This window comes from Rhodococcus sp. HM1 (genome assembly GCF_023218075.1).
Classification (GTDB): Bacteria; Actinomycetota; Actinomycetes; order Mycobacteriales; family Mycobacteriaceae; genus Rhodococcus.
Genome location: NZ_JALPTB010000008.1, coordinates 21,476 through 34,544, shown reverse-complemented (window position 1 = coordinate 34,544; position 13,069 = coordinate 21,476). Strand labels below are relative to the sequence as shown.

12 protein-coding genes and 1 riboswitch are annotated in these 13,069 nt (G+C 68.2%); of the genes, 6 read left to right on the top strand and 6 right to left on the bottom strand.

From position 1 onward, the window contains the following. Nucleotides 1-32: 32 nt before the first annotated feature. Both M1M07_RS06625 and M1M07_RS06620 read right to left on the bottom strand, forming a co-directional pair. Nucleotides 33-1,076: a C40 family peptidase gene (locus tag M1M07_RS06625; RefSeq protein ID WP_248673627.1), complete on the bottom strand. Its 1,044-nt coding sequence runs from the start codon at nt 1,074-1,076 to the stop codon at nt 33-35. Nucleotides 1,077-1,236: 160 nt separating this feature from the next. Beyond that, on the bottom strand, nt 1,237-1,818 hold the full coding sequence (locus M1M07_RS06620) for a C40 family peptidase (RefSeq protein ID WP_197254081.1): 582 nt from the start codon (nt 1,816-1,818) through the stop codon (nt 1,237-1,239). A gap of 11 nt (nt 1,819-1,829) precedes the next feature. Continuing rightward, nucleotides 1,830-1,996, bottom strand: a riboswitch (cyclic di-AMP (ydaO/yuaA leader). Between the two features lie 472 nt (nt 1,997-2,468). On the opposite strand from M1M07_RS06620, the gene M1M07_RS06615 reads away from it, so the two are divergent. Further along, nucleotides 2,469-4,262, top strand: a complete 1,794-nt coding sequence (locus tag M1M07_RS06615) for a DEDD exonuclease domain-containing protein (RefSeq protein ID WP_197254079.1) — start codon at nt 2,469-2,471, stop codon at nt 4,260-4,262. A gap of 31 nt (nt 4,263-4,293) precedes the next feature. Beyond that, complete coding sequence (locus M1M07_RS06610; RefSeq protein ID WP_197254077.1) at nt 4,294-4,569, top strand: Lrp/AsnC family transcriptional regulator; 276 nt, start codon at nt 4,294-4,296, stop codon at nt 4,567-4,569. A 7-nt stretch (nt 4,570-4,576) separates the two neighbouring features. Here M1M07_RS06610 and trpD read toward each other — a convergent pair whose 3' ends face one another. Continuing rightward, on the bottom strand, nt 4,577-5,647 hold the full coding sequence (gene trpD / locus M1M07_RS06605) for an anthranilate phosphoribosyltransferase (RefSeq protein WP_197254075.1): 1,071 nt from the start codon (nt 5,645-5,647) through the stop codon (nt 4,577-4,579). 65 nt (nt 5,648-5,712) lie between these two features. After that, nucleotides 5,713-6,159, bottom strand: a complete 447-nt coding sequence (locus tag M1M07_RS06600) for a hypothetical protein (protein ID WP_248673626.1) — start codon at nt 6,157-6,159, stop codon at nt 5,713-5,715. Between the two features lie 139 nt (nt 6,160-6,298). Between M1M07_RS06600 and M1M07_RS06595 the strand changes: the two genes are divergently transcribed. From M1M07_RS06595 to M1M07_RS06580, 4 genes are all read left to right on the top strand, one after another. Beyond that, entirely contained in the window at nt 6,299-6,910 is a 612-nt protein-coding gene (locus M1M07_RS06595; RefSeq protein WP_197254139.1) for a heme-copper oxidase subunit III, read from the top strand. Nucleotides 6,911-7,010: 100 nt separating this feature from the next. After that, nucleotides 7,011-7,847 carry a c-type cytochrome gene (locus M1M07_RS06590; RefSeq protein WP_197254138.1) on the top strand — a complete coding sequence of 279 codons (837 nt, stop codon included), beginning with the start codon at nt 7,011-7,013 and terminating at the stop codon, nt 7,845-7,847. After that, nucleotides 7,844-8,971: a ubiquinol-cytochrome c reductase iron-sulfur subunit gene (locus M1M07_RS06585; RefSeq protein ID WP_197254071.1), complete on the top strand. Its 1,128-nt coding sequence runs from the start codon at nt 7,844-7,846 to the stop codon at nt 8,969-8,971. Before M1M07_RS06590 ends, M1M07_RS06585 begins: the two co-directional genes overlap by 4 nt. After that, on the top strand, nt 8,968-10,626 hold the full coding sequence (locus M1M07_RS06580; RefSeq protein WP_197254069.1) for a cytochrome bc complex cytochrome b subunit: 1,659 nt from the start codon (nt 8,968-8,970) through the stop codon (nt 10,624-10,626). Before M1M07_RS06585 ends, M1M07_RS06580 begins: the two co-directional genes overlap by 4 nt. 769 nt (nt 10,627-11,395) lie before the next feature. Here M1M07_RS06580 and M1M07_RS06575 read toward each other — a convergent pair. Both M1M07_RS06575 and M1M07_RS06570 read right to left on the bottom strand, forming a co-directional pair. Further along, a complete protein-coding gene (locus M1M07_RS06575; RefSeq protein WP_197254067.1) occupies nt 11,396-11,812 on the bottom strand; it encodes a cytochrome c oxidase subunit 4 in 417 nt (138 codons plus the stop codon). Nucleotides 11,813-11,845: 33 nt separating this feature from the next. Then, nucleotides 11,846-12,907: a cytochrome c oxidase subunit II gene (locus M1M07_RS06570; protein WP_248673625.1), complete on the bottom strand. Its 1,062-nt coding sequence runs from the start codon at nt 12,905-12,907 to the stop codon at nt 11,846-11,848. Between the last annotated feature and the right edge of the window lie 162 nt (nt 12,908-13,069).

The following is a 13,069-nucleotide window of genomic DNA, read 5'->3' as shown; positions in this document are numbered from 1 at the left end:
ATGGTGGGCCGGGCCTCGGTCCGGCAGCAGGGTCAGTAGCGGCGGGCGCTGTGGAACGGGAAGCTGTCCATCGATTGGACCTTCACCGGAACACCGAACGTCGACGCGTGCACGATGTTGCCGTCACCGGCATACATGCCGACGTGGGACGCGTCGTCGTAGAAGATCACCAGGTCGCCGGGCTGCAGCTGGTCGCGCGAGACCGGGGTGCCGCCCTGCGCCTGGGCCTGGCTCGACCGCGGCAGGGTCTTTCCGACCTGCTTGTACGCCCACACCATGAGCCCGGAGCAGTCGAACTGGTCGGGGCCGGTGGCGCCCCACACGTAGGGGTCGCCGATGCGGGTCATCGCGGCCCGAAGAGCTGCGGATCCGGTGCCGGGGGCGAGCTTGGACAGGATCGCCGCGGCGTCGAGGCCGGGTGGGAACGGGGTCCCCGCAAGCACGGCCTTCTCGTCGTCGCTCAGTTTCGAGAACGCGTCGTACACGCCTTCGATCTGATTCCGGAGGTCGGTCTGCTGCCGTTCGAGGTCGTCGCGCAGCGTCTGGGCCTGCTCGGCGGCGACCCGGGCGGCGTCGGCGGAACGTTCGGAGGCCGCGGCCGCCTCGGCTGCCGCATTGTTCGCGACGCGGTAGCCCTCGACGTCGTCGGCGGTCTGCTGGGCGATGACGCCGAGCGCTGACATCTGGTCGAGCAGCTGCTGCGGGGAATCGCTGACGAGCACCGAGTACAGGCGGTTGGTGCGGGCACCGCGGTAGTTCGCGGCGGCGAGCTTGTCGATCGTGGGGCGGAAGCGGTCCACCTCGGCCTGCGCCTGCGCCAGGACGCCGCGGTCGGCAGCGAGGCGAGCGTCGGCGTCACGCTGGGCGTTCTGCATGGCCTCGAGGTCGATGACGGCGTTGTGGAGTGCCTCGTTGGTCTGCTCGGACCTGCGGGACAGGTCGGCGAGGTGTTCGAGCGCGGCCGTCGGGTTGTCGGCGGCGGGATCGGCGACCGCCGGAACGGTCGAACCCGCCGCGAGGAGCACCCCGGCCACGAGCCCGGCGCGCAGCGTCCGCTTCGTCCTGTCGAAAACCACGAGAGCGACGTCCTTTCCCCAAAGATCTCGATAAGGTTACGGAATGGCATAGGTTTGTGTCTACCCGGCAGTAGCCGCCGTCACCCGAGTGCAGAAACGCCGCGAGGGTGGTATCGGCTCGTGGGCCGATACCACCCTCGCGGGCGGAATCCCTGTGCGATCAGAAGCGGCGTGCGCCGTCCACAGGCATCGAGTTCAGCGGCGCGATCTTCACCGGCTGACCCGAGGTCGAGGCGTGCACGATGTTGCCGCCACCGATGTAGAGGCCGGTGTGGCTGCCGCCGTAGAACGAGACGACGTCACCGGGCAGCAGCTCGGCGATGGACACGGCGCGACCCGCACCGGCCTGCTCGTAGCTGGTACGCGGCACGTTCAGACCGGCCTGCTTGTAGGCCCACTGCACCAGACCGGAGCAGTCGAACGAGTTCGGGCCGGCAGCGCCGTAGACGTAGGGCGCACCCAGCTTGGACTGCGCGGCGTCGGCGGCACGCTGGCCGACCGAGGTGTAGGGCGCGGTGAACTGAGCCGGGGCGGCCTGCGGGGCCGCGGGAGCCGCGGGGGCCGGCGGGATGAGGTTCGTGACCTCCGGCGGCAGGTTTGCGGGCAGTTCGACGTCGCCGATGCCGGGGATGTTGATCGGGGCGGCCATGGCAGGGGCGGCCGAGAGGGTCAGAGAGCCGAGCGCGAGGGCTCCGGCGACGACAGCGCGACGAATGTTGCGCGTGGACTTGTGAGACGCCACGGGGGTGTTGCTCCTTCTTCCGTCATCCGCCGACCGAGTTAGCTGACGGGTTCGGGCCGGGAAGATCAGCCCTACCCCTCGGCCGCTGACGCGACCGGAGGAGATTCACCCCAAGTAACAAGTGGGTCCCCGGCACGGGCACCCGATCTCGGGTGCGCCGATTAGGCGGTGGCCTAGCGGCTCCGGTCCGGTGGGCCGGCAAACTCTCCGCTTGGTCTCGAGAAGATTACGAAACGGCATCGACGGATGTCGACCGGCCCGCGTCCGAATTGACCGTTGGGCCCGCTCGGCGCGGACCGGAAGTCACACCGGGTCACGCTTGATCACGAACCGGTAACGACGGGCTGTCGTAGGACCCGCGGCACGCCACCCCGGCTTGGGGCCACAGCACGGTCGCACCCGCCGCCACGACGCCGTCTCCGCAGGCCGGGACGCGTTTTCGCCGCGAGGCCGCCGACCGCGAACCGCCCTCCACCCCGAACCTCCAAGGGCTTCGCGAGACGGAACAACGGAGCCGGATCCGACGACCCGCACAGGACCGTCGATTCCCCGTGCGAAAAACCGGTGTGATCCTCGCCACTCAGGGCTTTCGGCAGCGCTCACAGCCCCGGTTCCCGAGGCTGTCGGTGCCGCTTCTTAACCTGACGTCCATGACGTCCCCGCTCCGGACCGGTCCCACACCTCCGACCGGCGTCCAACTCGCCTTCGACGAACTGGACACCCCGCTGCGGGACACCACGTTCGTCGTCGTGGACCTCGAGACCACCGGCGGCAGCGCCGAGAACGACGCCGTCACCGAGATCGGGGCGGTCAAGGTCCGCGGCGGCGAGGTCCTCGGCGAATTCGCCACCCTCGTCGATCCCGGCCGCGACATTCCGCCGGCGATCGTCGAACTGACCGGGATCACCACGGCGATGGTGCGGGCCGCGCCGCGGATGGAACAGGTGCTGCCGTCCTTCCTCGAATTCGCCGCGGGTTCCGTGCTGGTGGCGCACAACGCGGGATTCGACGTCGGTTTCCTCCGCGCGGCCGCCGCGCGCAACGACACGGCCTGGCCGCGGTTCCCGGTGGTCTGCACCGTGAAACTCGCGCGCCGGGTCCTCGGGCGCGACGAGGCACCGTCGGTACGTCTGTCCGCACTCGCCGACCTCTTCCACGTCTCCACCCGCCCGACGCACCGCGCCCTCGACGACGCCCGCGCGACCGTCGACGTCCTGCACGCCTTGATCGAACGCGTCGGGAACCAGGGCGTGCACAGTCTCACCGAACTGCGCGACTACATCCCCGCGATCAGCGCGGAACAGCGGGCCAAACGGACGCTCGCCGCCCACCTGCCCCACCGGCCGGGCGTCTACATGTTCCGCGGACCGTCCGACGAGGTGCTCTACGTCGGCACGGCGGTGAACCTGCACCGCCGCGTCCGCAACTACTTCACCGGGTCCGAGACGCGCCCGAGGATGCGCGAGATGGTCGCGCTGACCACCCGCATCGACCACGTCGAATGCACGCACGGGCTCGAGGCCGGGGTCCGGGAACTGCGGCTGCTCGCCGCTCACACTCCCCCGTACAACCGCCGGTCGAAGTATCCGACCCGCGGCTGGTGGATCAATCTGTCCGACGACGCGTTCCCCCGGCTCGTGGTGGGCCGCACGCCCGGTGTCGACGCGCTCGGACCGTTCTCCGCGCGCGCGTCCGCCGCCGAGGTCGCGGCGACACTCGCCGAGGTGTGCGGACTGCGCACGTGCACGCGCCGGATCGCGCGCAGCGGCCGGCACGGCGACCGGTGCCCGCCCGAGGCCGTGGGAGGCTGCAGTGCCGCCCCATACGGCCTCCAGAGCGCCGAGCAGTACGCCGCGCAGGTCGCGGTGGCACGCGACCTGCTGCGCGGCAGCGACGACACCGCCCTGGTCCGGCTGCGCGACCGCATCACCGACCTCGCCGGCGCCGAACTGTTCGAGAACGCCGCCCGGCTGCGCGACCGCGCCGCCGACGTCGTGCGGGCACTGCGGAGAACGCAGCGACTGGCCGCGCTCGCCGCCGTCGACGAGTTGATCGCGGCGAAACCGCGTCCGGAGGGCGGGTGGGAGTTCGCCGTGATCCGCTCCGGAAGACTCGCGTCGGCCGGGGTCGCGGCGCGGCACGTGCCACCGATGCCGGTGGTCGAGGCGATCGCGGCCGCGGCCGAAACGGTGCGACCGACCGCGGCGCCGCTGCGTGGCGCTTCGGTGGAAGAGATCGGGCTGGTGGCCCGCTGGCTCGACGAGGACGGCATCCGGATCGTCCGGGCCACGCACGGCTGGACGGAACCGGCCCGTGGGGCGGGGGCATGGATGCACTGGGTGGACAAGGCGCGGGAGGCCCGGTCGAACTCGGTCGACGGAGTCGCCTGGTCGGACACCGCCGACGGGGCCCCCGCCGCCGGCGTGCGGCACCTTCTAGGCTGAGCACACCCGCGAGCAAGAGTGAGGAGCGCTCATGATCAACGCCATCGTCCTGATCGACGCCGAGGCCGACCGGATCCAGGAAGCCGCGCAGGCGGTCGCCGACCTGGACGGGGTCGACAAGGTGTATTCCTGCGCCGGCGACGTCGATCTGATCGCCATGGTGCGGGTCCGCGACCACGAGCAGATCGCGGAGGTCGTCACCGGCCGCATCAACAAGGTCGAGGGCGTCTCCCGGACCGTCACGCACATCGCGTTCCGGTCGTACTCGAGTTCCGACGTCGAAGCCGGATTCTCGATCGGCGAATAACCGCGGATCAGCCGGCGGCGCCGAGCCGGGTCGTGGTTTCCGCCCACGTCGCCAGCACGCGCTCGGCACCGCCGCTGTCGACGGCGGCAGCGGCCTCTTCGAGACCTGCCGCGAGCGCATCCTCGAGCGAACCTTCCACTCCGCGATAGGCCGCGATCGCCCCCGCCGCGTTGAGCAGGACCGCGTCGCGGACCGGCCCGGTCTTCCCGGCGAGCATCGCGCGGGCGATTGCCGCGTTCTCGACGGCGTCGCCACCACGCAACGCCTCGAGGGGCACCCGGGCGATGCCCAGCACCGTCGGATCGAAGGTCTGCGTGCGCACCGTGCCCTCGTGCACGATCCGCACGGTCGAGGTCGTCGAGAGGGTCAGTTCGTCGAGCCCGTCGTCTCCGCGCACCACGAGCGCCGAATTCCCGCGTGCCGCGAGCACCCCGGCGATCGTGTCGAGCAGGCCCGGGAACGCGCACCCGATCAGCCCTGCCCGGGGCCGCGCCGGATTGGTCAGCGGGCCGAGGACGTTGAACACCGTCGGAATACCGATCTCCTTGCGGGTCGGACCGGCGAATCGCAGCGCGGGGTGGAACACCGGCGCGAAGCAGAACCCGATTCCCGCATCGGCGAGCGACTGCGCGACCTGCTCCGGGCCGAGCGTGATGTGCACACCGAGCGCCTCGAGGACATCGGCGCCCCCGCTCTTCGACGACGCCGCGCGGTTGCCGTGCTTGACCACGCGGATACCGGTCGCCGCGACGACCAGCGACGCCATCGTGGAGATGTTCACCGTGTTCGCCCGGTCGCCGCCGGTGCCGACGATGTCGACGGCGTCGTCGTCGACCGGCACGAGTCGCGCATGCCCGAGCATGGAGTCGGAGAGCCCGAGAACTTCGTCGGGTGTCTCCCCCTTCATCTTCAGAGCGACGCCGAATGCGGCGATCTGCGCGGAGGTCGCATTGTCGGACATGATCTCGTCCATCGCCCACTGCGCCTCGGACCTGGTCAGGTCACGGCCTGAGGTCAATGCGCCGAGCACCGCGGGCCAGCTCTGCGCCACCTCGTCCGACGGTCGTCCCGCGTTCATCGCACCCACCTTCGCCGCACCTCGCTCCGTTACCGGGCACCGTCCGCGCCCCTTCCGCTGGGAGCTTAGTCAGCTGCGGAATCGGGCTGCAGTGCGTCCCATCCCGTGGCCGTTCCGCCGAGGCGCTGTGCCAGCCCCGCCATCCGCGACTTCTCCTGGGCGCAGTGCATCGCGTCGAGGATCTGCACCCGCTGCAGGACGAACCCGGTACGGCCGTTCGTGGGGGTGTGCACGGGGGCTGCCTTCACGTACCCGTCCTGGCCGGCGAGCTCGACGGCACGGTCCACGGCGTCGGCGGGGAGTTCGAGATGGTGCCGGAGCACGGCTTCGTCGCCATCGACCCAGCGCGGCGCGGTCGCGGCTCCTCGCTCGAGGGCACCGGAACACGACTCGGCGTCGTCGAAGGACGACACCACCACGACCAGGTCCGTCCGCGCCGGATCCAGGGGCGGTCGGCGGCCCCCACTCAGCGCTTGCCGGAGACGTTCCCAGATCCCTGTGACACCGCTCATGCACACCACGATCGCACGGTCGGTGGCCGGGGGCACATCCCGGTCGCTGCACGGCCAGGACCAGGCGATTACCTGCAAAGACGCGCCGAATTCCGCCCCGATTGCCCAAGACTTACTACGACGGGTCATACTAGCCAGCGTGACGAGCGCAGTAGGGACTTCAGGAACTGCAATCACCCAGCGCGTGCACTCGCTGAACCGGCCCAACCTGGTCAGCGTCGGCACCATTGTGTGGTTGTCCAGTGAGCTCATGTTTTTCGCAGGGCTCTTCGCCATGTACTTCGTGGCACGGGCTCAGGCCCACGGTGACTGGCCGCCGGCCCCCACCCACTTGAACCTGTTGCTGGCGGTGCCGGTGACGCTGGTGCTGATCGCGTCTTCCTTCACGTGTCAGCTGGGTGTGTTCGCCGCCGAGCGTGGTGACGTGTTCGGGCTCCGCCGGTGGTACGTCTTGACCCTCGCGATGGGCACGTTCTTCGTGCTCGGCCAGGGCTACGAGTACATCAACCTGGTCAGCGAAGGCACCTCCATCTCGAGCAGCGTGTACGGCTCGGTGTTCTACATGACCACCGGTTTCCACGGCCTGCACGTGATCGGCGGCCTGGTGGCCTTCGTGTTCCTCCTGGTCCGCACCCGGGTCAGCAAGTTCACTCCGGCTCAGGCCACCGCGGCGATCGTCGTGTCCTACTACTGGCACTTCGTCGACATCGTGTGGATCGCCCTGTTTGCCACGATTTATTTCATCCGTTAGCCAGCTGTACGCCCAGGCAGCCCCCTGACGTCCAGTCCGTCCCGACATACAAAAAGGGATACAGATGAGTTCATCCCCACCTCTCACACCCGAGGGTGACATGCCCGGTCAGTCCGAGGCAGCGTCCGCTGCCCGGTCCCGTCGTCAGCGGAAGTTCCGTCGTCGCCTCACAGGCGCGCTGGTGCTCGCGCTCGGCCTGCTCAGCGCCGGCTTCATCGCCTCCGCGCTGACCCCTGCCCCGCAGGTGGCGACGGCGAACGAGGACCAGGTCGCGTTGATCCGCAAGGGCCAGCAGCTCTACGAGACCTCCTGCGTCACATGCCACGGCGTCAACCTGCAGGGTGTCGAGGACCGCGGTCCGTCGCTGATCGGCGTCGGTGAGGCCGCCGTCTACTTCCAGGTTTCCTCCGGCCGTATGCCGGCATCGCGTAACGAGGCCCAGGTCCTGCGCAAGGAACCGAAGTTCGACGCCGCGCAGACCGACGCGATCGGTGCGTACATCCAGGCCAACGGCGGCGGCCCGACCGTCATCCGCGACGAGAACGGCGAGATCGCCCAGTCCTCGCTGCGCGGCGACGACGTGGCCCGCGGTAGTGAGCTGTTCCGCCAGAACTGCGCTTCGTGCCACAACTTCACCGGTCGCGGTGGCGCACTGTCGTCCGGCAAGTTCGCGCCGCCGCTCGATCCGGCGAGCGAGCAGCAGATCTACACCGCGATGCTCACCGGCCCGCAGAACATGCCGAAGTTCTCGGATCGTCAGCTCACGCTCGACGAGAAGCAGGACATCATCGCGTACGTCAAGGCGTCCACCGAGACGGCGAGCCCCGGCGGCTACGGACTGGGCGGGTTCGGCCCCGGTACCGAGGGCCCGGCCATGTGGATTGTCGGCATCGTCGCGGTCGTCGGCGCTGCACTGTGGATCGGAGCAAGGTCATGAGTGGCGACGAAACGCCCAACAAGCACTCGATCGAGAACCTCGATCAGATGAGCCGCGACGACCTCGTCGCATTGGGAACGAACCTCGACGGTGTCGATGTCGCGTTCCGCAAGGAGCGGTGGCCCGTCGAAGGCACCCGCGCGGAGAAGCGCGCCGAGCGCAACGTCGCGTTCTGGTTCGCTCTCGCCGGCCTGTCGGCCCTCGCGTTCATCGCCATCTACCTCTTCTGGCCGTGGGAGTACCAGAGCCCGGGCGAGGAGAACTACACCTTCTTCAACCTGTACACGCCGCTGCTCGGCCTGACCCTCGGTCTGGCGATCCTCGGTGTGGGCGTGGGCGCGGTGCAGTTCACCAAGAAGTTCATCCCCGAAGAGGTGTCGATCCAGGATCGGCACGACGGCCCGTCGAAGGAGGTCGATCGCAAGACGATCGTCGCCGAGCTCGCCGACTCCCTGGAAACGTCGACGCTGCCCCGCCGCAAGCTGATCAAGCGCACGGCGATCTTCGGTGGCGGCGCCCTGGGTGTGGGCCTGATCATGCCGCTCGGTGGCCTGATCAAGAACCCGTGGGCACAGGGTGACGAGTCCCCGCTGTGGGTGTCGGGTTGGACCCCCCGCTACGAGGGCGAGACCATCTACCTGCGTCGCGACACGGGTCGCCCCCAGGACATCGTGCTGGTGCGTCCCGAGGACCTCGACGCCGGCGGCATGGAGACGGTCTTCCCGTTCCGTGAGTCGGATCGTGGCGACGAGCACGCGCTGCTCGAGGGCCTGCGCGGCATCCGCAACGCCGTCATGCTGATCCGTCTGCGCACGGAGGACGCCGAGCGCGCCATCAAGCGCAAGGGTCAGGAGAGCTTCAACTACGGCGACTACTTCGCCTTCTCGAAGATCTGCACCCACCTCGGCTGCCCGACGTCGCTCTACGAGCAGCAGACCAACCGCATTCTGTGCCCGTGCCACCAGTCGCAGTTCAATGCCCTGGAGTACGGAAAGCCGGTGTTCGGACCTGCCGCTCGCGCTCTGCCGCAGCTGCCCATTACAGTGAACGAAGAGGGTTTTCTCGTCGCCAACGGTGACTTCATCGAAGCCCTCGGCCCGGCATTTTGGGAGCGTCGCCCGTGAGTACCGCAACCCCGACCCGCGCCGCAGAGATCGGCGAGAATCTCGACTCTCGCTACCACCTGTCGGCCGGTATCCGTCGCCAGATCAACAAGGTCTTCCCCACGCACTGGTCCTTCCTGCTGGGCGAGATCGCGCTGTACAGCTTCGTCATCCTGTTGATCTCGGGTGTCTTCCTCACCCTGTTCTTCGACCCGTCGATGGCCCACGTGACCTACGACGGCGCGTACACCCCGTTGCGTGGCGTGGGCATGTCCCGGGCCTACGAGACTGCCCTGAACATCTCCTTCGAGGTGCGCGGCGGTCTGTTCGTCCGGCAGGTCCATCACTGGGCAGCGCTGATGTTCGCTGCGTCGATCATCGTCCACATGGCGCGCATCTTCTTCACCGGTGCGTTCCGTCGCCCGCGTGAGGCGAACTGGGTGATCGGCTCGCTGCTGCTCATCCTGGCGATGTTCGAAGGCTTCTTCGGGTACTCCCTGCCCGACGACCTGCTGTCCGGCACCGGCCTCCGCGCCGCGTTCTCCGGCATCACGCTGAGCATCCCGATCATCGGTACGTGGATGCACTGGGCGATCTTCGGCGGTGACTTCCCCGGCGACCTGATCATCCCGCGCTTCTACGTCCTGCACGTGCTGCTCATCCCGGCCGTCATCCTGGCCCTGATCGCCGCGCACCTCGCGCTGGTCTGGTACCAGAAGCACACGCAGTTCCCCGGCCCTGCCCGCACCGAGCAGAACGTCGTCGGCGTTCGCATCCTGCCCGTCTTCGCGGTCAAGTCCGGCGCGTTCTTCGCGATGACGTTCGCGGTGCTGGCTCTGATGAGTGGTCTCTTCCAGATCAACCCGATCTGGAACATCGGCCCGTACAACCCGTCGCAGGTGTCGGCAGGTTCGCAGCCCGACTTCTACATGATGTGGACCGACGGTCTGGCCCGTACGTGGCCGGCCTGGGAGATCTACCTGTTCGGCCGCTACACGATTCCTGCCGTGTTCTGGGTCGCGGTGATCATGGGTCTGGTCTTCGTCCTGATGACGGTCTACCCGTGGATCGAGAAGCGTCTCACCAAGGACGACGCGCACCACAACCTGCTGCAGCGTCCGCGCGACGTTCCGGTTCGAACCGGTATCGGCGCAATGGCGATCACGTTCTACCTGGTGCTCACCCTGATGTGCATCAACGACCTCATCGCGTACAAGTTCGACATCTCGATCAACGCGACGACGTGGATGGGCCGCATCGGCATGGTGATCCTGCCGCCGCTCGCCTACTACATCGCGTACCGGTTCTGCCTGGGCCTGCAGCGCAGCGACCGCCAGGTGCTCGAGCACGGCATCGAGACGGGCATCGTCCGTCGCCTGCCGCACGGTGAGTACATCGAGATCCACCAGCCCCTCGGCCCGGTGGATGAGCACGGCCACCCGATTCCGCTGGAATACCAGGGTGCCCCGGTGCCGAAGCGCATGAACCGCCTCGGCCTCGCCGGCAAGCCCGGCGCCGGCAGCTTCCTCTCCCCCGACCCGGCGGACGAGGCGGCAGCGCTCGAAGCGGCCCACCACGAGGCCGAGATCGAGCAGCGGACGGTCCTGCGGGACTACCAGAACCGCGTGCACAGCCTCGAGGCCGGCAGCGGCGACGGCGACGGCCAGGCGCACTGACGCCAGGCAGTTCCGAAACACACGGGTGTGGCCCCGAACCGACAAGGTTCGGGGCCACACCCGTTTCTGTAGAGCCTCTCTGTAGGGCCCCCTTCTCCCCCGTCGCCACCGCGCTGATCCGCTCCCGCCGAGCAGGTAGACAGCTGCGCGCTGTCGTCGGCAGCGCGCAGCTGTCCGGTGGCTCGGCGGATTGAGTAGGCTCCACCCCGGTCCCGCACGGGGACCGGGGTGCCCAAGCCTTCAACGCCGTGGATGTGCTGTCTACGTTGATGTGAGACACGAGTTCAGGCCCGCCGAACGCAGTTGCGCTGGTAGCGCTTGCCGGCATCGAGGTGCAGATGGCAGAGGGCGACTCCATCATCGCAACCGCGCTGAGCCGCTCCCGCCGAGCAGGTAGACAGCTGCGCGCTGTCGGCGGCAGCGCACAGCTGTCTACCTGCTCGGCGAATCGGGTTGGCTTCCCGTGCGGGACCGCGACGGGCCCACACCCTCCCCGCGTTGTGGGTTCCCCATGCCGAAAACCCCGCAGCGGGCCTCCTGGCCCCCGCTGCGGGGTTTGTAGGGCGCCCTCGCCGCCCCGGGGTACGTTCCCTTGGGTGCCTGGGCGCCGTAGAGCTCTCCTGACGGACCGGCACGTTCCGTCGGTCAGGTCCCTCCGCCCGGACGTGCACGGACTTTCCCGGGATGCGAACGACCCGGAGGATCATCCGAAACGGCGACGGGCGCCGCACCCGAAGGTGCGGCGCCCGTCGCGCGGAATCGTTCTGCGTCAGTGCTTCTCGGGTCCGATGTGGTACTCGAACACCAGGCCCGCGGCTGCGCTGAGGATCAGGAAGACCGCCACGACGATCATCCACGGGTGGAAGAACGCCAGGGCGATGGCGGCGAAAGCCGCGGCACCCGCGAGCAGGATCGGCCAGTAGCTACCGGCGCTGAAGAAGCCGAGGTCGCCGGCGCCGTCACTGATCTCGGCGTCCTCGTAGTCCTCCGGGCGGGTGTCGAGGCGACGCGCCACGAACCGGAAGTAGGTGCCAACGATCAGGGTCAGGCCTGCCGAGAGCACGATCGCGGTGAGGCCCGCCCACTCGATGCCCGTGCGGGACAGGCCGGTGAACGTTCCGTACACGATGGCGACGAGCACGAAGAACACCGTCACGACCTCGAAGAGCTTGGCTTCGATCTTCATATCAGCACTTGTCCTTGTCGATGGTGGGTTCGGTCACTCGCCGGCGACGCCGCTGGCCGAACGGTCGGTGCGGTCGGTCTTGAACGGGGACGTGGTGGTCGCGACGGGCGACTCGCCGATGGCTTCGAGGGCCTCGGCGTTGCTCAGGCCCTGACCGCCCTCGGCAGCCGGCTTGCGAAGCTCGATGTACTGCGCGAACTTCTCCGGCGACACCGCGCGGACCTCGAAGTTCATCATCGCGTGGTAGGTACCGCACATCTCGGCGCAGCGGCCGACGAACGCGCCTTCACGCTCGATCTCGGTGATCTGGAAGACCGGATCGGAGTTGTTCTCGCGCGGGTTCGGGTTCACGTCGCGCTTGAAGAGGAACTCGGGGACCCAGAAGGCGTGGATGACGTCGGACGAGGCGAGCTCGAACTCGATGCGCTTGCCGGTCGGGAGAACCAGGACCGGGATCTCGTTGCTGGTGCCGACCGTCTCGATCTTGTCGTAGTGCAGGTACGAGAGGTCCTCGACCGGCTTTCCGTGGATCGGCGGAACCACCGCGTGCTCGTCACCCTCGGCGGCCACGTGCTCGGGCTGAGCCACGGCCTCCTGCGCCTCGTAGTCGGTGCCGTCGTACTTGGCGGTGCCGTCACCGAGATCGACGGTGCGGTAACCGAACTTCCAGTTCCACTGGTAGCCGGTCACGTCGACCACGACGTTCGGGTTGTCTTCCTTCTCCAGGACGTAGTTCTGGACCACGACGGTGAAGTAGAAGAGCACACACACGGCCACGAACGGAGCTGCCGTGTAGACCAGCTCGAGGGGCACGTTGTACGCGGTCTGCCGCGGGAACTCGGGGGAGTTCTTCTTCTTGCGGTGGAAGAGGACCACCCAGAAGGTCAGACCCCACACCAAAATGCCCATGACGAGGGCGGCGATAACCGACCACGTCCACAGCTCACGCATACGCTCGGCCTCGGGAGTCACGCCCTCCGGCCAGCCGAAACGAAGGACTTCTTCGCTGGAGCACCCGGTCAACATCATGGCTGCAATGCCAAGAGATGCTGCGAGTCCGAACCGCCGAAGGATCCGACCTTGCGCCACGTTCACGCCTTCCTGATCGCCGCAATTCCATTAGGGCAACCCCGGAGGGCAGGCCCAATTACTACGCAGCGTAGACCAAACCGGCGCGCTATCCACCCTCGGGGCGCGCACAACGTGTCGATCCTGAGACATTGCCTCGTCGCAGGACGCCGTGTCGCCGGGTGACAG

Excerpts from the sequence above, each read along its gene's own strand:
- M1M07_RS06585 (WP_197254071.1), top strand. The coding sequence starts at position 7,844 with ATGAGTGGCGACGAAACGCCCAACAAGCACTCGATCGAGAACCTCGAT.
- M1M07_RS06610 (WP_197254077.1), top strand. The coding sequence starts at position 4,294 with ATGATCAACGCCATCGTCCTGATCGACGCCGAGGCCGACCGGATCCAG.
- M1M07_RS06575 (WP_197254067.1), bottom strand. The coding sequence starts at position 11,812 with ATGAAGATCGAAGCCAAGCTCTTCGAGGTCGTGACGGTGTTCTTCGTG.
- M1M07_RS06600 (WP_248673626.1), bottom strand. The coding sequence starts at position 6,159 with ATGAGCGGTGTCACAGGGATCTGGGAACGTCTCCGGCAAGCGCTGAGT.
- M1M07_RS06590 (WP_197254138.1), top strand. The coding sequence starts at position 7,011 with ATGCCCGGTCAGTCCGAGGCAGCGTCCGCTGCCCGGTCCCGTCGTCAG.
- trpD (WP_197254075.1), bottom strand. The coding sequence starts at position 5,647 with ATGAACGCGGGACGACCGTCGGACGAGGTGGCGCAGAGCTGGCCCGCG.
- M1M07_RS06615 (WP_197254079.1), top strand. The coding sequence starts at position 2,469 with ATGACGTCCCCGCTCCGGACCGGTCCCACACCTCCGACCGGCGTCCAA.